21 protein-coding genes are annotated in these 18,592 nt (G+C 66.2%); 14 read left to right on the top strand and 7 right to left on the bottom strand.

What is annotated here, in order from left to right:
• The 4 genes from IPN47_27870 to IPN47_27855 form a co-directional block, all read right to left on the bottom strand.
• Window positions 1–212 (bottom strand): hypothetical protein (locus tag IPN47_27870; GenBank protein ID MBK9411798.1); only part of this gene is annotated, 212 nt, incomplete at its 3' end.
• A 259-nt stretch (window positions 213–471) separates the two neighbouring features.
• Window positions 472–735, bottom strand: coding sequence for a hypothetical protein (locus IPN47_27865; protein ID MBK9411797.1), 264 nt, complete (start codon window positions 733–735; stop codon window positions 472–474).
• A 358-nt stretch (window positions 736–1,093) separates the two neighbouring features.
• Window positions 1,094–1,306 (bottom strand): hypothetical protein, encoded by a 213-nt coding sequence (locus tag IPN47_27860; GenBank protein MBK9411796.1) that lies wholly within the window; start codon window positions 1,304–1,306, stop codon window positions 1,094–1,096.
• Window positions 1,307–1,416: 110 nt separating this feature from the next.
• A complete protein-coding gene (locus IPN47_27855) occupies window positions 1,417–1,584 on the bottom strand; it encodes a helix-turn-helix transcriptional regulator (protein ID MBK9411795.1) in 168 nt (55 codons plus the stop codon).
• A 1,589-nt stretch (window positions 1,585–3,173) separates the two neighbouring features.
• On the opposite strand from IPN47_27855, the gene IPN47_27850 reads away from it, so the two are divergent.
• The 9 genes from IPN47_27850 (at window position 3,174) to IPN47_27810 (ending at window position 13,134) form a co-directional block, all read left to right on the top strand.
• A complete protein-coding gene (locus IPN47_27850) occupies window positions 3,174–3,704 on the top strand; it encodes a lipocalin-like domain-containing protein (protein MBK9411794.1) in 531 nt (176 codons plus the stop codon).
• A 1,028-nt stretch (window positions 3,705–4,732) separates the two neighbouring features.
• Window positions 4,733–5,116 carry a hypothetical protein gene (locus IPN47_27845; protein MBK9411793.1) on the top strand — a complete coding sequence of 128 codons (384 nt, stop codon included), beginning with the start codon at window positions 4,733–4,735 and terminating at the stop codon, window positions 5,114–5,116.
• Between the two features lie 3,047 nt (window positions 5,117–8,163).
• Entirely contained in the window at window positions 8,164–8,496 is a 333-nt protein-coding gene (locus tag IPN47_27840) for a hypothetical protein (protein MBK9411792.1), read from the top strand.
• Between the two features lie 357 nt (window positions 8,497–8,853).
• On the top strand, window positions 8,854–9,516 hold the full coding sequence (locus tag IPN47_27835; GenBank protein ID MBK9411791.1) for a DUF2306 domain-containing protein: 663 nt from the start codon (window positions 8,854–8,856) through the stop codon (window positions 9,514–9,516).
• 145 nt (window positions 9,517–9,661) lie between these two features.
• Window positions 9,662–10,144 (top strand): nuclear transport factor 2 family protein, encoded by a 483-nt coding sequence (locus IPN47_27830; GenBank protein MBK9411790.1) that lies wholly within the window; start codon window positions 9,662–9,664, stop codon window positions 10,142–10,144.
• A gap of 157 nt (window positions 10,145–10,301) precedes the next feature.
• Window positions 10,302–10,841, top strand: coding sequence for a Rossmann fold nucleotide-binding protein (locus IPN47_27825; protein MBK9411789.1), 540 nt, complete (start codon window positions 10,302–10,304; stop codon window positions 10,839–10,841).
• Between the two features lie 126 nt (window positions 10,842–10,967).
• Window positions 10,968–11,801 (top strand): beta-lactamase family protein, encoded by an 834-nt coding sequence (locus IPN47_27820; GenBank protein MBK9411788.1) that lies wholly within the window; start codon window positions 10,968–10,970, stop codon window positions 11,799–11,801.
• 127 nt (window positions 11,802–11,928) lie between these two features.
• Window positions 11,929–12,129, top strand: coding sequence for a hypothetical protein (locus IPN47_27815; GenBank protein MBK9411787.1), 201 nt, complete (start codon window positions 11,929–11,931; stop codon window positions 12,127–12,129).
• 288 nt (window positions 12,130–12,417) lie between these two features.
• A complete protein-coding gene (locus IPN47_27810) occupies window positions 12,418–13,134 on the top strand; it encodes a CPBP family intramembrane metalloprotease (protein MBK9411786.1) in 717 nt (238 codons plus the stop codon).
• Here the strand turns inward: IPN47_27810 and IPN47_27805 are convergent.
• The 3 genes from IPN47_27805 to IPN47_27795 all read right to left on the bottom strand — a co-directional run bounded on the left by IPN47_27805 (window position 13,067) and on the right by IPN47_27795 (window position 14,383).
• Window positions 13,067–13,537, bottom strand: a complete 471-nt coding sequence (locus IPN47_27805; protein ID MBK9411785.1) for a DUF3471 domain-containing protein — start codon at window positions 13,535–13,537, stop codon at window positions 13,067–13,069. The two genes, IPN47_27810 and IPN47_27805, sit on opposite strands and share 68 nt — an antisense overlap.
• 133 nt (window positions 13,538–13,670) lie before the next feature.
• Window positions 13,671–14,183 carry a beta-lactamase family protein gene (locus IPN47_27800; protein MBK9411784.1) on the bottom strand — a complete coding sequence of 171 codons (513 nt, stop codon included), beginning with the start codon at window positions 14,181–14,183 and terminating at the stop codon, window positions 13,671–13,673.
• On the bottom strand, window positions 14,180–14,383 hold the full coding sequence (locus IPN47_27795; protein MBK9411783.1) for a serine hydrolase: 204 nt from the start codon (window positions 14,381–14,383) through the stop codon (window positions 14,180–14,182). Before IPN47_27795 ends, IPN47_27800 begins: the two co-directional genes overlap by 4 nt.
• A 293-nt stretch (window positions 14,384–14,676) precedes the next feature.
• Between IPN47_27795 and IPN47_27790 the strand changes: the two genes are divergently transcribed.
• The 5 genes from IPN47_27790 (at window position 14,677) to IPN47_27770 (ending at window position 18,280) form a co-directional block, all read left to right on the top strand.
• Window positions 14,677–15,879 carry a hypothetical protein gene (locus tag IPN47_27790; protein ID MBK9411782.1) on the top strand — a complete coding sequence of 401 codons (1,203 nt, stop codon included), beginning with the start codon at window positions 14,677–14,679 and terminating at the stop codon, window positions 15,877–15,879.
• Between the two features lie 49 nt (window positions 15,880–15,928).
• Window positions 15,929–16,324, top strand: coding sequence for a serine hydrolase (locus IPN47_27785; GenBank protein ID MBK9411781.1), 396 nt, complete (start codon window positions 15,929–15,931; stop codon window positions 16,322–16,324).
• Complete coding sequence (locus IPN47_27780; GenBank protein ID MBK9411780.1) at window positions 16,269–17,189, top strand: beta-lactamase family protein; 921 nt, start codon at window positions 16,269–16,271, stop codon at window positions 17,187–17,189. Before IPN47_27785 ends, IPN47_27780 begins: the two co-directional genes overlap by 56 nt.
• A 126-nt stretch (window positions 17,190–17,315) precedes the next feature.
• Complete coding sequence (locus IPN47_27775) at window positions 17,316–17,687, top strand: VOC family protein (protein ID MBK9411779.1); 372 nt, start codon at window positions 17,316–17,318, stop codon at window positions 17,685–17,687.
• A gap of 191 nt (window positions 17,688–17,878) precedes the next feature.
• Window positions 17,879–18,280, top strand: a complete 402-nt coding sequence (locus IPN47_27770; GenBank protein ID MBK9411778.1) for a hypothetical protein — start codon at window positions 17,879–17,881, stop codon at window positions 18,278–18,280.
• Window positions 18,281–18,592: the final 312 nt, after the last annotated feature.

The raw sequence follows: 18,592 nt of genomic DNA, 5'->3' as shown, positions 1-18,592 counted from the left end.
CGTTGCCGACGCTGGCGCCGATGGCGAGCCCGGATGGCCACCTCCTTGCGGCGATCGACGGCCCGGGCGAGGAGGAAGCCGGCCAGGTTGGCGCAGGCGATCAGGAGGACCATCCCCACCACGCCCATCATGACGACGGCGACCGGGCGCAGAAGGCGGTCGATGGGGGGAAAGAGGATCACGTCGCGCGTGGGGAGGACGGAAAAGCTCATGACGCCCTCCCATCCGGTCACCCGCTGCTCGTGCGGCCGAGTGCTGAACGCCTCGGTGACGCCTGCGGCGGGGTGACACGGCTGGCGGAACAGGCCCGCACGAAGGTGGAGTGATCGCCTCGCGACTCGAGCGTATTCTCAGTACTGGCCATGAGCTGGGCGACCATCGTGACTGGGACGAAAGATCTCGATGCCGATGGAAGGAAGCCGCTCTGGAAGTCAGGGCGGGTGACGCCGATGATGGTGTACTCGCCGCCGCTCAAGCGAATGGAGCGACCGACGACCGACGGTCGCCACCAGGCACGCGGCGCCAGTAGCGGTCGGAGAGCACCAACACGTGGGTGCGCCCGGCGGCGTCGCCATCGTTAGGCTCCGATGAGGCGTCCCGGGCCGGCCGTAGTCCCAGCACCTGAAAGTAGTTGCCCGACACGAGCTGCACGGCCAGGCGCTCGGTGCGGTCTCCCTCGCTTCGCACCGCGTAGCCCATCCGAGTGGCCGCGACCCCGGAGAAGAGCTCGGTCATCCGCGCCAGGTCCTGAATACTCGGGGTACGCGAGCGGGTTGAAGGCGGCGTCGGGGTTGGAGCCACAGATGTCGACCAGTTCCTCCGGGCGCTCGAGCGGCGGGCGGCGGAGAATGACCTCGTTGACCAGGGTGAAGATGGCAGCGTTGGCGCCGATGCCGATGGCCAGCGAGATGACCGCGATGGCGGTGAAGGCGGGGCGGGCAAGCAAACGCCGGGCAGCATACCGCACATCGCGGAGCGTCATGCGCAGCACGCCATCACCGCCGCCGCTCCCGCCCATCGACTCCGGCGTCACCACGCGCTTCTGCGGCGCGGATGAGGGTCGCCGCATGGCGTCCGTCGCCGAATGACTGGCTCAGATCTTCCGGCGAGCGGCCGCCGCCAGTCCGTCCTCGAAGTGGCTGACCATCTCGCGAAAGACCTCGGCGCGGCGCTCATCGCTGAGATGGCTGCCGTCGACCACATCGGCCACGCGCTCGGCCAGCGGTCTGGGAGCCCCTGCGCGCGCCTGGCGTACGAGTTCGCGCCGCTCGAGACGGCGCGGCAGGGCATCATCCGGTCGCGTCATGGGTCAGGACTCCGCGGCAATGGGTGACACCAGCCCGAGTCCGATCATTGCCTCGAAGAGCTCCTGCCAGCGTGCGCGATGTTCCTTGAGTTCGGCAGCGCCGGCCGGCGTCAGGCGATAGTAGCGACGCTTGCGTCGGACTTGTGCTCGAGCCAGCGACTCTCGACGAGTTCCTTGGCTTCGAGATTGTGGAGCAGGGGATAGAGCGTGGACTGCCCCATGGCCAGGACGCCGTCGGAACGTGCGCCGAGCGCTTCGGCGAGTTCGTAACCATACATCTCGCGTCGCTTGAGGGCTGCAGCACGGCTGCCGGTCCGGCGCCGCGCATGAGTTCGCGCTTCAGATCCATGGTCGCAATCCCCGGGTGGATACCTCGTCCAGAATAGTAGGGTGAGGGAGGCGTCGGCAAGGGGAGGTGGGCGGGCGAGGACGATTGGAGCGCGATGTCCAACGAGGAGCAGCGCGAGGCTTTCGCCGCGGACGAGGCGCTGAAGGCTCGCGGCGCGGAGCGATCGAGATACGGCAGCGTTGGGATGCGGGAGGGAGCCAAGGTGGAACGGGCATCCAGGACGCGGCGCGGGGCAGCGGTGTCAAACCCGTCCAACATGACCGGGCGGCAGTTCTCCCCGGGGTGCCGTGGAAGGCACCGGGAGAGGCCACGGCGGTGCTACCCTTTGCGCCCGCAGTAGTTAGCGAACACACCGAGCTCACGCGCCACCTGTGGGCACTGGTACCGAGGTGGCGCCGCCGCCAGCAGGGGCGCGGTGCCAGTGGGTGCCGGCAGGGCCAGCTGGACCTGTTCAGGGACCGGGGCTCAAGGCCGTTGGCAGCACCATCGGCACCGAGGACCCGCGGGCGCTGCGTCGCGAGTGCTCATTGATCAGTCGTAGCTCGACCGACAGCCTCGGACCTCGCCAGAGGGATTGCAACCGGAGTCGGTGGACCATCGGTCGAGCACGGCGCGATCGCCGACCTCGCGAGCGCCGCGTGACGGGCGGTGCCGTGCTCGAACTCCCCGCACGCCCAGGAACTTATCCGGCCACCTGCCCAACGAGATGGGGGCGCCACTGAACCGTACTCGCGGGCGAAGCGCTCGTCGTAGACCGTCTGCAGGCAATGGAGATGGTCCGACACCAACCGAAATAGCGGTGACGCCTGGGGGCGTCGCGGCTTGTAAACGCCATGCGCCGCCGATGCCGCGTCGGGCATGCGCGCTCCGGGACCGAGGAGCGCCGAGCATACCACCACCGACCGCACCGCCTGTCACCGTTCTGTTGCGCGGTGGGCCGTTTGGACGCAACGTCCGCGATGCGTTGGCCTAACGTTGCTTGCTGCAGACTGGCGTTTTCGGAAGCGCGCTGGGCGCGCATTGTGTTGGAGCGCCCGCTGAAGAAGCCGGCGCTGGGCCGCAGCCGGACGGTGGAGCCACCGGTAGTCACGCTTGCCGTGATCACGCGCGGCGTTACTATTCGGCATGATCGTGTCGTTCCGTTAAGCTGAGTCCTCCAATGTCCGCGCGCAAGCCTGTCACCCTGGGGAGCTCCTGCTGGCAGAGTTCCTCGTGCCCGATGCGGCTCTCCCAGTACCGCCTCGCCAAGAGAGATCGGCGCCCGCCCAGCGCATCGGCGAGATCATCGCCGCCAGCCAGCCATCACCGCCGACACCGACCTCCGCCTGTGCCGGTTCTTCGGGCTCTCGAACGGCTGACTGGCTCCAGCGCGCAGGCCGCGCACGACACCGAGGTGGCGGCGAAGGCGCTCGCGCCCGTGCTGCGGCGCATCGAAGCCGTGGGCCGAGAGTCGCATAGACGCGCACGCTCGGCCCAACTGAGCGTTAGGCAGCACACGACACCAGCCATCGGAGATTGTTGTTCCAGACAGTTCAACGTCGTGATGGCATCGCTCATCGTTGCGGCTGGGGCATCAAGCGGCCGCTGCACCTCGCGGATGCTGCGGTGCCCGTCGTGCGCGCTCAAACGACAGCGCTGATCGGCACCTGGCGCCTCGTTGAGTTTTGGGACCGTGAAACGCCATCGAGCCCGTTGGTGTATCGGTATGGACAGAAACCGACGGGCTACTTCACGTACGATCCGACGGGACACGTGTCGATTCAGATCATGCGCGGCCCGAGCACCTTCCGCGTGGATAGTGCCCGAGGCGAGCAGTGGTTCGAGACGGCGACGCCCGAAGAACTCCGGCGCGCCACCGAGGACTACCGGGCGTACTTTGGCACGTATGTCGTCGACGTGGCGCAGAGCGCTGTCGTGCATAAGGTGGAGGGAGACTCCCGCGGCCTGTATACCGGCACGGACCAGCGACGACAGTATCGCCTCTCTGGCGACACGCTCGTCATCGGCAACAGTACGACATCTCATCGTTTACTCGTTCGCGTGCGGTAAGCGGATTGCCCCCGCTGCCTACCCAACGGTTGCAGAAGACAACCGTGCGATTGAGTGTTCGCTCCGCTCTCTTGATTGAAGCGGCTGATTTTGAACCGTGACGTGATACCGACTGCGAGGAAGCACATGGCGAAACGGAACGGCCACAGTAGTCGACGTGAGTTCGTCGAAGATGTCGGCAAGCTCGCTTCCCTGGCGTTCATCCCTCCCGCCGTGGCTAGTGGGCTACCCCGGCCCCTCGCTGCGTCGGAGGCATCGGCGCAGGCACCTACGTGGGACCTGTCCTGGATTGCGCGGCTCACGGACGCCACCGACCGCGCCGTCTTCGATTGGCCCACCCTGGGTGATCCCGCCGATCCGACCATCCTGCAGTTCGCGGGACGCTATCTCGACAACTGCCGCGCCGTGTATCCGAGCGGGTCATACGTCGCTCGCGTGGTCTTCAACATTCGCACTCAAGCCGTGCCCGCGGCCCTGAACGACGAGACCTCGGCCCGCTTTCGAACTCCGGAACCGAGTATGGGGTCGCGGACCCCACCACGCAGCAACTCGCGACGCGCAATCCGGGTTCTGGGACCGAGCACCGAGTCCCGGGTCCCGGATTACGTGTGATGCCGACGCTGGAAGGACTTCTTCGACGGCGGTGGGTCGGTCCGGTCTGCGACTTCGCGCTTGACACTTGGCGCGCTGTCTGGCCACCAAGCGTGGCACGGACGCCTCGGCGGTACACGCCGCCCTGCGGGTTGGGTCCGTGCCGCACGCCTATGCCGTGCCCTCCGGCGTGTTTGGACCGGGCCCGGCACAGAACGCGGATGCGCCTACATGCGGTTCTAGGTGCACCCGCGGGAAGGCCGGCTTGCCAGCGTGCGCCCCGGCGGCATGTTGCCGCCGTTGCCGCGTTGGGCCGGCGCGGCGTGGGCCGGCGCTGTTCATTGTGCGGGTAGGGCATGGCGCCGGCCCACCTCGCTTTGGTTGATGCAGCGCAGCGGAACGCGGACGTTAGGCCGACGACAACGGCTAGTTCATGAATGCGTGTCATCGAGGGTCGTCCTTCTTACCGCTGTAGCCTTGCGCCGACGACGCGCTTAGGGCTCCCTTGTCGCCGATGTCGCCGCAGCGATTCCATACTTCGCGGGCAGGCCTTTCGGGTTTCTCGTCGCGGCGCGGCGCGAGACACGCATCCCGCTGCTGTACTTACACGCGACGGTATCGCCATCGGGCTCGCTCAGAATGGCGGCGATCCGACGCAGGAGGGGTGCTTCTTCGAAGTCGACGACTCCGACGCCGCATTCGCCGAACTGATGGCGAACGGAGCAAAGCCCGGAACTGTCGACGAGCAGGAGATCAACGGTCAACCCTATCGCGCGTTCTTCGTCGTCGCGCTGGACGGGCTGTGCTTCATGATCGCCTAGGCGCGCAAGTGCGCGGGCTCAGGAATCGATGCGCACGCGGCATCACGCCGTTTCGTTCGCGAATCCACCGCAGCATTCTGGTCCGCATGGCAGACACGTCCGACTCCACAGCCGCACGCGGGTTCGGTTGAACCGCCTTGCTCGCGCCCTTGCTACTCACCATGGGCGCGACGGCGCTCGCGGCTCGCGAGTGGTTCCAGACGCCCCCACCCCGCGGCGTCTCGGGCGCGTTTTCGCCTTTGTGTGGCTCTGCTTCTCCAGGCTATCTCCTCTTCTGAAAGTCGGCGCGATGGCGACTCGTGGCCGCCTTCGGCCTGGTCGTAGCGCTAATCAGCTTCTTCGTCGCTCAACGGTGAATCCTGCGGCTTCCGAACACACGTGATGAGGGGGTTATGATGGCGAGGACCGCCGCCGTGGCAGTTCGTCAGCGACCCAACTGGCAGCCGCGACTCGAGACTTCCTGAGCACCTCGTGCCCATCGCCCCTTTGCTCCGACGCTCACCTACGCGCTTGTCTATCGGGCGTAGTTATACTAACTGTTGTCGCCGCTTTCCACTTGATCGACCTGCGCGCACTTCTTGACCCGGAGTTGCGGCCGCTGGTCAGCAGCTACTTCTGACCTCACGCTGCTCGCGTCCTACTACCTGTTGTGCTTCATCGACATCGAGAGTGGTTGCCCTGGTCCGGCAGCCCGAAGGCGATCGTGGTCCTCCTGTGTTCGTCCGGTGCCGAACCCCGTGGCGGGGCGGCCGGCATTGCGGCGCTCGGACGCAATTCGACCCATGGGACTTCAAGCCAGCGGCGCCGCTGGCGAGCTCGCCGCCGCGCTCGATGTTCTGGGTGCTATCCTGTCTGGTGCGTGCCCGGCCGCTTGTACCTTGAGCCCGTCCGGCCGGCCACCGGTGCGCGGCGATCTCTAGCGAGGCTTACTGCTGACGGTTGAAGCGCGGCATGGCGCGGACTGCGCCTACAAATACTCTTCGAGTGTCCGCAACAGGCACACGCGTTAGGCCGCGCAACGTCCGGGTATATATCCTTCCACAGGAGGTGGCGATGCACTGGCCCGGGCGACTACTCCCGTTCGCAGCGGTGGCAACACTGGCGACGGCGGCCATTCTCGCCACCTCGGTCATTCCATCCGTCCGCGCCGACACGTTTCCGGGCGCCATGCCGGAACGGGCGGTTCCTGCCTTCTGGGGTGAACGTCATCCTGACCTGTTGGTGGCGGCACAGGCGTTCGATCGTCTCGCCGTCGTGCCGGTGGCCCCACTCGACGACGCGGGTGGACAGCCGCCGCCGGCGTGGTGGTTGTGTTGCTTGATTGGTGCTGATCGAGCGGCGATCGCATTCGTAGAACACGGCCCCTGGGCCAATGCAGGAGGATCGGCGCTTTGGGTCTCGTCTGCCTCGACCTCGCCGGGGTGGCGATGATCGTGTCGGCGTTCGTGCGGCGGACGACTTCACTCGGGCAGGACTAGGTGCCGGCGCCGCCTGACCTTCGCCGGTGCGGGCAGCCGATCTAGTGATCTGGCTCGCTTCGCCGCTCTAATGCGGTCGGCCGGCAGCGCAGGTTCAAAGCAAGCCAGCCGTACACCGTGAGGATCCGTTCATGAAGAGGTGGGTAGAGTGAGCGCATGCGCCTCCTGTTCCTGATTCTTCTCCTCGCGTCGTGTCGGATCGGCCGATCGCGCCCTCCGGCTTCGTCCGTCGCGACCGCACCCAGATACTGGCCGTGTGCGCGTCCCTGGCAGTACGCTGCCTCTACGAGAGTGCCGGCACCGGGAGCTTGCGGTAATCCTCCCGCATGGCGGCAATCTCGACCGTCACCGGCCGTGGACGGGAGTTTGGCGCACTTCAGCGCACACATCGCGTCATCCGGGTATGACGCGGGGCGAGGCTATGCGGTCGTTCAGGCGCTGCGGACACCGCATTCTCCGCGCATCACGACCTGGGCGCCCTGATGGACGCGTTGCAGTGCCACTACCGAGTCGCTCGTCGGCCTCTCCTCGGGGGCGTATCGTGATGGACTGCACTCGCGCATCCTGAGCGAGTGGATCGCCTCGTGCTGGTCGGCGCCGGTCAGCGGCGGACGTGGGCCGAGGACGCTGATACCGCGTGGCCTTTCGGGTGGTCGCACCGAGGTAGCGAAGCGGCAAGACTCGGTCGCGGTGGCGCGGGCGGCTCGGCAGCAGCGCCTACATTCGCACTGTCGCTGCGCGACTCCACCACTGCGCAGCGCGTGCGGCTGTGTTTGAGGATCAGTCCCCGATTCTGGGCCGCGTGGTCCGCCATCCGACCCCGAGGTGGAAGCCGTGCCCTGCGGCCGGTCGTCTCGCCGAGCTCACCGCCCCCATCCTGTTGGTGGTGGGTACGGCCGACACCCCGTTTATTCTCGACGTCGCGCGGGCCATCCAAGCGCAAGCGGCCCGCGTGCAGCGTGTCGACATCCCCGGAGTCGGGGCACATCGGTGAACCTCGGAGGCACTCCGGGCCGTTCCGCGAAGCGCTTCGCGTTTCTCGCCCGCTGGAGGTTTCGCCTAACGCACAGGCCTTTCGCTTCTACGAGCAGCAGCTAGGCGTAAGATCACCATGATGACACGTACAGCCCGGGGCCGAATGCCGCCAGTCTTCCTGCCGAGCGCCTTCTATGCGGTCCTCGGACGGCGGGCAGGTACTCATGAAGATGGAGAAGCACCTTCGCGCATCGGTTTGCCAGCGTTCACGTGACAGGCCCGGCACCTCCTGGATGCCGCCGCGAGGTACCGAGCGCGGCTCGCGCGCCGGTGTAGGAGTCGCCCTCGAGCGCCAGCTGACGAGGCTTGGCGACTCGAACCGACACCCGCCGAGTAAGACGCGCGATACTAATCCCGCTGGGCGGCGGAAGCCGACAGTCGCCCGCCGTCCAACACGGGTCCGCAGACAGCCGGAGTCTAGTGTATGCTCGCCCGCTCAGTTTTTCGGTTCGGCTTCTGCCGAGCGTGAACGTTAGTCCGACGACGCAACCAGCCGGTCCGCGTGGATCACCTTTCGACTTTCGCCTGGCCGCGATGACTTCGACCTCTCTCCTCCGCTTCTGCGCGCTCGCCAGCATCGTCGTGAGTGCATGTAACGGCCCCACGCCTGCATCCTCCCGGGCAGAGCAGGCGCCCTTCGATCTGGACGCGACGCGTCAATTCATCGCGAAGCAGAACGCGCGATTCACCCAGGCGCATCTCGCCGGGGACGTCGCCGTGATCGACCTGATGTTCGCCCCCGACGCCAAGTCCTTCCCGCCCGGCGCAGACGCGGTCACCGGCCTCCAGGCGATACACGACTTCACCGTCGAGTACATCAAGGCCGGCCTCACGGAGTTTCGCGAGGAGTCCACCGACTTCTACTGAGACAACGATCTCGTGGTCGATGCCGGGATCTACGTGGTGACCTACGGCCCCGAACACGTGACCGAGCGCGGCAGTACCTGAACGTGGGCGGAAGCTGAACGGGACCTGGAAGATCCAGCCGAACATCTGAACAGTGACGCGCCGCTGCCGACGCAGCGCTAGTGGTCTGCTCCTGGTTCGTGGGGCTCGGCTCACCCCCCCAAAAAGTCATCGCCTGTCGAGGGTCTGACATGCGCTGCAGCAGCCGGCGCCTCTCTTGCTTGGTGCGGCCTGCGGCCGCACGCTCTTGTCTGCCGCTGCAGCTGATGCTCAGCGTTAGGCCTTGCGCGCATCGCAGGCGCCTCACCATCAATACGCATGAATAGCCGACCACTTCGATTCGTGCGGCAGTACGGTGTCCTCGTCGCGGTCACGAGGCTCAGCCTGTACTACCTCTACCGCGCGGTCCACTACCGGTTTGTGGTGCCGGATCGACTAGGCCCCTCCTTGTTCAACAAGCAGGTGTGGTACGTCTCGCATCTGCTATTGGCCCTGCCCGTCGTTCTCGGCGCGCCATTGCAGTTCGTCGCGCCCCTGCGCCAACGCGCGCCACAGTGGCATCGGGCGATCGGCAAGGGCTACGTCATTGGGGCGTCCGGCGCCGCGGTACTGGCGATCTACCTCGGGGCGATTGTCGGCGAGTACGAGGGCTCGCGACTGTCCATCGCGCTCACCGGACTGCTCTGGCTGTTCTTCACGCTCGCCGCGTGGCGCTGCGCCGTCGCGAAGAACTTCGCCGCTCATCGCGCCTTCATGATTCGCAGCTATGCGATGGCGCTCGTGCTCGTGTGGTTGCGGCTGATGTACGACTGGCAAGACGCCCTGTTCTTCTACGTCACGAACCCGGACCTGCGCGACGCCACGCGCGAATGGGCCTCGTGGGTTGTGCCGCTCCTCGTCGTCGAGATGTCGCTGGCGTGGTTCCCGGCCATCCGGCAGCGGCGATCGGCCAGTCCCAGCCCGGGCCCGCGTGAGGTCTAACCTCACGTTGCGGCCCGCGGCTCGCGGCCGCATTCTTTTGGTTGCCTTGGCTGCTGATCCTGAACGTCGCGCTCCACTCATCATACTTGCCTGAACGAAAGGAATGCACGTGTTACGAGCACATGCACGTCTCGCGCTTGGCGCGGTGATCGTCGGCGTCACCGCGTGGCCGGTTCGTCTCGAAGGGCAAGGCGCCCAACCCTCCGCCGTCGCGTCGACGAGTGACGCGCGCGCCGATTCGGCGGCAGTGGCTCAGGCGATTCGCGTGTTCCTGACGGCGTTCGAACATCTCGATTGGCAGCCGTTTCGGGCCGCGTTCTCTGATTCGGCAACGATCTTTCAACCCGCCGCCCAGATGGCCGAACGGGTTAGCGGACCGCGCGGGATCGATTCGACCTTTCGAGCGGTGTTCGCCGACATTCGGTCGCACGCGACCGGCGGACCGCCTTTCCATCGACTCAATCCAACCGACCTACGCATTCAGCCGCTGAGTCCGGGGCTGGTGCTGGTCACGTTTCACCTCCGCAACGCCGAGCGCCTGGCCCGCCGGACCGTGATCTTTCGCCAAGAGGGCGCCAACTGGCGCATTCTGCACCTGCACGCGTCGAACGTCGCGGTGAAGCCATGATGCCGCGTGACAACAGCGCGTTGGCCACGTGGTTCAGCTCCCGTGATGCCTAACCACAACTCGCGTTGGACAAGCGAGCGCCCGAGACTCCGCTCCGCTCGCATTGCTGGACCTTCTTGCAACTGAACGCTGGGCGTTCGCCCGAACACACCACGCCATGTCCTCATCCTTCCGCCGCCCACAAGTCAGCGTGCTTGGCAGTGCCGAGCCAGGTTCAGATGCCTACGCCCGCGCAGGCGATGCGGGCGACCTTTTGGCGCGCTTGGGCATTACGGTAGTCAGCGGATGCGGTAGCCCAGCGACCAGAGTCGCGGCCGAGCGAGCGATCGCGGCGGGTGGACAGGTGCTGAGCATCGTTCCGCCCGACCAGATGCCACCCGCTGACTGGCCCGCAACCGTCGTGGTGCCGTGCGGGATGGGAGACGCCAGAAACCTACTCATGGCTTTGTCGGGGGACGCCTGCATTGTCATTGGTGGCAGAGCAGGAACGATCTCAGAAGTCTGCCTGGCGTGGCTGCACAAGCGTCCGCTGCTTCCGCTTGTTGGTTGCGGTGGGTGGTCAGATGGCTTGCTTTCCAATCCGCCAGACGAACGGAAGAACTCTCCAATACTTCCCTGGGCCAACGCCGTGGAACTGGAAGCGCAGCTGCGAGCTCTTGGGTTGGTCACACACGTTGCCGCGGCGGGTGCGGCCTAACCACGCGGTGAATCGGACCCGATACGGCAGGCAGCAGCGGGACGATCGACTTCCCGTCACTCGATGCTCCGACGCCTCCTGACAAGCGACGTACAATCACCTACAGGGACGAGGGTGGTCTGAACCATGAAGCGCCGGTCACCCGCTGCACTACCGGGACTCTTGGTAGTGCTAAGCATTCTCTCGCTCTCTTGCGGGTCGTCTGAACGGCAGGATCGCGCGAGTGCCCCTGCGCCGCGCGACCTGTCGGGGATCATCGTTCCGCTGCTGCAGAAGGGCCGACTCCCGGCCCTCGGCGCCGCCATCGTGACCGCCGACGGCCTTGAGGCGGTCGGCGCGGTAGGCGTCCGCTCGTGGACGGCAACCGAGAAGGTGACGATCGACGACCAGTGGCACATAGGGTCGTGCACCAATGCAATGACCGCGACGCTCGTCGCGCGCTTGGTCGACCGCGGGGTGCTCAGCTGGGACACGACGATCGGCGCTGTCATCGGGCCGGCAATCCACCCGGCTTGGAAAGATGTGCCGATCCTTTGGCTGCTGACTCATCGTTCCGGTGCGCCACTCAACTTCAGCGAGGACCTGTGGCAGCAGATGGTCGCCCGGGGTGGCTCACCGCGCGAGCAGCGTCGTTGGTTCGTGGAACAGGGACTCAGAAGCGCGCCGGCGACGACACCCGAATACCGAGAGCGTCTATTCGAACTCGGGCTTCCTTGTAGCCGGAGTCATGATCGAGGCGTTGACCGATTCTCCCCTGGAGGACCTGATGCGGCACGAAGTCTTCGAGCCGCTCGGCATGACACAAACAGGATTCGGCGCGCCAGGCACGCCGGGACCGTTGAATCAACCGTTGGGACACACTCGTGGAGCGGATGGATGGTCGCCCGTCGCCCTCGGTCCGAACGCCGACAATCCCGCCGCCACCGGACCGGCGGGAACGATCCACACGACCCTCGCTGACTGGGCCCGATTCGTCGCGGCCCACCTTCGCGGAGCGCGCGGTGATCAGCGCTTCCTCAAGCAGGCGACCTGGCAGCGCCTCCACTCTCCTGGTGGGAGTGACTGGGGCTACGCACCCGGATGGGTCGTGACCGAAGCGGAATGGGCCGGGGGGCGACTCCTGCGGCACCTCGGTAGCAACAACTTCTGGTTGGCGGAGGCGACTCTCGCGCCGCGCAAGGATTTCGCGGTGCTGCTCGTGACGAACGTGAGCGACGGCGTGGTCGAGGCCCCATTCAAGGACCTTCTGGCCGCCCTCATCGCCGATCACGCAGCGCACGTCCAATGACCGCGGAGCGCAATGCGGCGACCGGCTGATGGCACGATTGGTCAAACCTTGCGTGGGGCGGACTAACCAGCGGTTGCAGCGGCCGGCGCTTCGTGCCGCCACTGCCCCGGAGCGTTCGGCGGCGAAACAGAACCCGAACGCGCTCGTAATGGGGAGACGTCAGCCCCTAGCACTGCTCCAACATCCCCCTGCGATGATCGGCCCACTCCTGCTGACCGTCTCGTGGATCCTTCTTCGACTCGAGGGAAGGGCCTCGACGCTCTCGGTCTGGACGCGCCGGTTTTGCGCATGCGCCAGTTCGGGGCGGGCTTTCTCGTGGCTGGTCTCGCCGTCGTCGTGCAGCAACTCGGGCACGCTGCGGTCGCCGACGTGCCATGGCGACTGAATCCCGCGGCAGACGCCGCGTTGCTCATACGAAGCGTGCGCTGGAACGTGAACTCCGTGCTCTACGAGGAGCTGCTCTTTCGCGGGTATCTGTTGTACCAGGCCATCCGCCGGCTCGGCGCGCGCCGCGGCGTGCTGCTCGCGGCGGCGGCGTTCGGTGTCTACCACTGGTTCTCCTACGGCATTGTTGGGAATCCGGTCATGATGGCCTTCATCTTCGTCTTGACTGGCGCGTTCGGCTTCATGTTCGCGCTGGCCTTCGCCAAGACGAAGTCCATCGCGCCCGATCGGCCTCCATCTCGGGTGGAACTTGGTCTCGTATGCCTGTTCTCGACCGGACCGCTCGGCCCGGGGCTCCTCGTGCCCGGCAATGGGGCCGCGCGCTTGGAAGCGACAGGGCTTACAGGCCTCCTCCTCGACATGGTGCTGCCGCTGGTACTCGTCGCGGGGGTAAGCGGGTACCTCGCCCGCGCGTATCCTCGCCGTAGCACGGCCCTACCGCTTGATCCAGTCGGCAGAGGCCAGCGGGAACTGCATGGCGACGACCTTGCCGCTAGTGCCGATCTTGAAGGTCACCGGCATCTTCCCCATGATCGCATCGTTCATCGTCGCGACAAATGAGTCGAAGTGGAAAATGCTCGAGCTCACCGACGATCGCGCTCTTGTCGTACTTGATGAAGAGCTTCCCGCCGTCCAACCGTACGGTGGCCGTTCCCATGAAGCTGTCCGTGTAGGTCCCGGCGTATGCCTCGAGCGGAAGCGACGGCTTGGTCCCCTCGACCTTGACCGGAGGCTTCGCGGCGGCCCGACGCCGAGCCTGGTCGGCCTGCTCGGCCGCGTAGTACTCGGCGTTGTAGTCCTTGGCTGGGGATATCCCGGGAGCCGATCGAAGGCGTTGGCCATCAACGGGAGGGTGACGTCGGACTGGTTCATGTTGGTGAGGATGACCATCCCGATCCTGCTTTCGGGGAGGAATCCAACCATGGCCGCCATCCCGTCGATGTTGCCGCCGTGGTTCACCCAGCGCTGGCCGCGGAAGTCCTCGACAAACCACCCGAAGCCGTAACCCAGAAAGCGGGGCGACATCAGGCGGGCGATCATGTCTGGATCATCGACGGTGAACTGCGGGGCCGTCGCCTCGCGCACCATCGCGTCGCTCAGCAATCGCTTCCTCGAAGGAGCCGTTGTTGATCCACAAGCGGGAGCCACTGTGCCATGTCGGCAGCGTTGGAGTTGATCGACCCGGCTGCCCCCGCGTTGTCGATGTTCCGATACGGGATCGCCGTGACCACACCGCCGAGTTCCGCGTGTGGGGTGGCGACGTTCGGATTGCCTGCCAGCTCCCTTACCGACGTGTTGGACGACGTCATGCGGAGGGGTGCGAAGATCCGGGACTTGATCAGGTCGTCCCAGCTCTGTCCCGTCACCGCGTGCGCCACCTCGCCGGCGGTGATGTACATCAGGTTCTGGTACTGGAAGTGCGAGCGAAAGCTGGTGGTCGGCGCGAGTCGTCGGATCGACCGGACGATGTCCTCCCGACTGTTCGTGGTGGCATACCAGATGTTGTCGCCGCGGCTCATCCCGCTGCGATGCAGCAGGAGATCGCGCACCGTGATCTCGCGGGTGACCCACGGGTCGTACATCTCGAACCACGGGAGGTACTCGGTCAGCGATTGTCGAAGCGGATTCTCCCCTCGTCGGCGAGCATCTCGAGCGTCGCGGCGGTAAAGGCCTTCGAGGAGGAGCCGATCGCGAACATCGTCTGGGCGTTCACCGAGTCGGTCCCGCCGACCGTGCGGACGCCGTAGCCCTTGAGCATGATCACCGAGTCGCCCCGGACAGCCGCAATCGCGAGCCCGGCACCTTCCACTGCTTCATCGCCGCCATGACGTACTGGTCGAATCCGGCCAGCGGGTTCTTCGTGGCGGCGCGTCTGGGCGTCCGCCGACGTGGTCCACGGCGCGACGAGGTGAACGCGAGAATGGCAAACCACGAGAGGGGAAAGCCAGGGTGAGCGTCGTCCGTGCGTCATGCGGTCGTGTCCGTAAGGGTCGAGTCCTGTCACATCGCGGGCGCCATTGAGACTACCTCTCGAGATCGCATCGTGCCAACGTTCGGCCGCAACTCAACCCGGCCTTCGGTCGCACTACCACCCGATTGCTCATGTCCCTGCGTCTGCTACTCGCCGTGACGCTCTTCGCGCTGGCCTCCTGGTCCCCCGTCGGCCTTGCACAAGCCACGCGTGACAGCGCCGGTGTGCGCCTCGCCACCTATTCGCAGAGCGCGAAGCCGCGCGCGATCTGGAGCCTGAGCGCACAGCCCCTTCTTGAACTCGGCGTGACCGACGACCCCGCGAGCGAGTTTGCAGCCGTGCGTGGTGTGGTTCGTCTCGCGGATGGCGGCGTGGCCGTCGCGAACGGCGCCAGCAACGAGATCCGCGTGTTCTCACGCGATGGGCGGTTCGTGCGTGCATTGGGACGGGCGGGGAGCGGCCCGGTGAGTTTCGCCGGATCACCCGACTGCTGCGGCGGGGGCGACACGCTGGTCGGCGTCGACGGGGACTCGCGCGCCCATGTCTTCGAGCCATCCGGCCGCTTGGTTCGTAGCCTGCGACCGGCGCGCCGCGCCGGGAGTCGCACCCCGCAACGCATCGGTCTTGGCGCGGGCGCGACGTCCTACGTACTCGTCACGGATGGCGCGCCGATGGCCGAGCGTGAGCGCCAGATCATCTTCTACACGCTCACGGTCGCCGACGCCGCGGGCGACTCCGCTGCTCCCCTTGTCACGATGCCCGGATACCGGACAAGCCCGATCAACGGCACCCCCGCCCGTCAGCTGCTCGAGGCGGAAGGCGTGGTCGCCGCGTCCGACTCCAGCGCGTGCGCCGGATACTCTGATCGGCTGGTGCTCACCTGCTACGGGCCCACGGGGCGTGCGCGCGTCCGCATCAGCCGCGACATCGCGCCGCGCGCTATTCGCGAGGAGGAGCGCGCCCTGGTGCGTCAGGCGTACCTCGACGCCAACCGGGACGCCCCGCCGGCCGTACGCCAGCAGATGACGACGGCGGTGCAGGCGTTCCCATTCGCGAGCACCGCTCCCGCCTTCAGTCGTCTCGTGTTCGGGCCCGATGGTGAGTTGTGGGTCGGTCCCTTTGATCCCGGCTTCGGCCTGCCGGGTCCCGGGGCGCCCCTCGCCCCCACGACGCCGCAGACGTGGAGCGTGTTCGCACCGGACGGTACGTGGCGGGCCGAGGTGACGCTCCCGCGTCGGTTTGCGCCGTTCGAGTTCGGGCGCGACTATGTGGCCGGTGTGTCGTTCGATGCCGATGACGTCGAACGCGTGGTCGTGCGGGGCTTGCGTCGTTAGGGCGCTCGCGTGATGAGGCCGCAACAGATGCTGGAGGCCAAGGATCCCCATGGTGAAACGCGCCGGCGTGACCGTGCTGCTGGTCATCTTGTGGGCCGCCGGGATTCTCGGTGGCGCACTCTTTGGCTGGTGGCGGCGACCGCTTGCGCCCACGGATGATCCCCGCGCCTTCATGCAAGCCGCCATCCCCATCATCAACGCGGGGAATCGCGCCAACACTGCCGTCATCCTGATCAGGAGAGGCGCCATCGGCGCTGAGTTCTATTCCGCGAGTCGCGACACCATCGACCGGAATAGCGTCTTCGCCACCGCGTCCGTGAGCAAGTGGATCCCGGCACATGCCGTCATGAAGCTGTTGGAGCAAGGCAAGCTGGACCTCGATCGACCGGTTGGAGGGCTACCTCACGCGATGGCACCTTCCATCAACCGCGTTCGATTCGCGTGAAGTCACCGCGCGGCGACTTCTCAGTCACACGGCCGGTTTGACCGATGGCCTTGGCTTCGGGGACTATCGACGAGACGAGGCCCTTCCAACATTGGAGGAGGCGCTGGCCGCGCCTCGGGCATCCAGCGGCCGCCCTTCCTCGCCCGTCGCCGTGGGGATCCAGCCAGGCTCTCAGTTTCGGTACTCGGGCGGTGGCTACTTGCTGCTCGAGCTGCTGGTGGAAGAACTCTCGGGAGAGCGGTTCGACACCTTCGTCACTCGCGAGGTGCTCCACCCCCTCGGCATGACGCGCTCGGGATACGCCGACCTTTCTGCAACGACCAACTCGGCCAAGTCATACTACGCCGACGGCCGGCCAGCACCGATCTACCAGTACGCGTCACGGGCAGCGACGGGGTTCACTACGTCTGCCAGCGACATGGTCAAGTTGGTCCTGGCGCAGCTGCGAACGGTCGAGGGGAGCCCACTCGCCAGGAAGACGCTCGAGTCGATGCGCATCGCCGAGGCACGATCGATGGGCGCCGACCTCTGGGGGTTGGGCACCGTGCTGTACGCGCCGACGAAGAATGGCGGCGTCATCTTCGGCCATGACGGAGCCAATGAGCCAGCGATCAGTGCAACGGTCCGGATCAACCCCGACACGGAGGACGCGATCATCGTCCTGGCGACCGGCAGCAAGGCACTCGCGTCGCAGCTCGGCGCGGAGTGGGTGTTCTGGCAAACCGGCCTGCCTGACGTGCTCACCATCCCTTCGGAGATTCGGCGAGTGATGCCTCTGCTTGGTTGGGGGGCGTGCGGCATCGTGCTGCTCGCCTTCGCGTCAGCCTGGCGCACGCGGGGCAAGCGAATCACAGGCGCCGCCTAACGACCGGCGGTCGCGGACGGTGCGGTGCGCCTCCGCGGTACCTGAACGTAGGGCAGCGATGAAGAAGACGCCCGTTCCAGCTCACAGCCGGGCTTTCGACCAGCACCCAGTTCCAGACGCTCACCCATGACACACAATCTCGCGTGGTTCGATATCCAGGTCCGCGACCTGGACCGAGCGATCCGCTTCTATTCCGCGGTTCTCGGCGCACCGGTCTCGAAGCAGCAGACCGGCTCGAAGCCACTTGGCATGCTCCCGACGCCTAGTGGAGGACAGATGGGCTGCCTGGTCCCGGACAGCACCGCGGAGCCATCGGAACACGGCGTGATGCTCTGGTTCAACGTCACTGGGCGACTACGCGCGGCAGTGGCGGCAGTCCAACCCCATGGCGGCGACGTGCGGCGCGATGTCCACGAGATTGGCGGTTACGGCTTTCGGGCCGAGGTGGTGGACTCCGAGGGGAACTTGATCGCGCTCTACGGAGACACGGACGACTAGCCTGGTTCCCAGGCGGTTGCCTGCTACCTGCGGCGAGAAGCCGCTGTGTGATGGCTGCTGAGCCAAGCGCCCTCGCGCGTGGGTGCTGCCCAACCCGATATTGCAGCGCACGATAGCGCACGCGCCGATCCTGGCGTTGACCGACCGCAAGCTCTTGGAGTAGTGTCAGTGATCGCTCAACTGGAGTCCCGATGATGCGTTGGGTGTCGGTGATGACCCTGCTGTGCGCGACGATTGGATGCGCGGCGGGGCCGGCCGGGCCGTCGGAGACAGCGTTCGAGGCTTCGTCCCCAGCGGCGTTCGCTGGTGCGTGGCGCTCGGTGACGCCGTCGCTCGAGTTCGTTGAATTGTCGGTTACCTCGAAGTCAAGCGAGATGGGTGTGCTGGGGGCGCGGCTCACGTTCTCGGGTGTCGCGTGGGAAGGTGGTGGGCGGATTGAGGGCGACTCCTTGGTCGCCGGCATGACAATCGTCGGTGCGCCCGCTACGAGCGGATTGATCGTGGCGCATGCGCGGGATGCGCACACGCTACGTGTGCGGTTCCGATCTGGAGCCGCGTCGCCACTCGATGTGACGTTCGTTCGCCAGGACTGAGCGTTGTCGTGAACTATCGAACAGAGGCCCCGTGTCGCTGCGGTCAGTGCTTGTCGAGAGGCGGGACACGCCAACGCGCCGTGCGTCAGGATCTGCCTGGCGACCGGCCGCCTGACGAGGCGTGTTGCTGACAGCCGCATCACGGTGCACTCACTTCGCGCGCGTGGTCTCCACGCGACGGCAGCTGACCTCTGGCATTGTGCAGACCGTACCCACGCGTACCTCTGAGTGACTATGCCGACTGCTTTCCCATCGCCCCCCCGAAGCAAGGAGCATCTCCGATGACGAAGGTGACACCCTTCCTCATGTTCA

The sequence above is a fragment of the Gemmatimonadota bacterium genome (assembly GCA_016719105.1).
In the GTDB taxonomy this organism is placed as follows: Bacteria; Gemmatimonadota; Gemmatimonadetes; order Gemmatimonadales; family Gemmatimonadaceae; genus SCN-70-22.
This window is presented reverse-complemented; position numbering and strand designations above follow the sequence as displayed.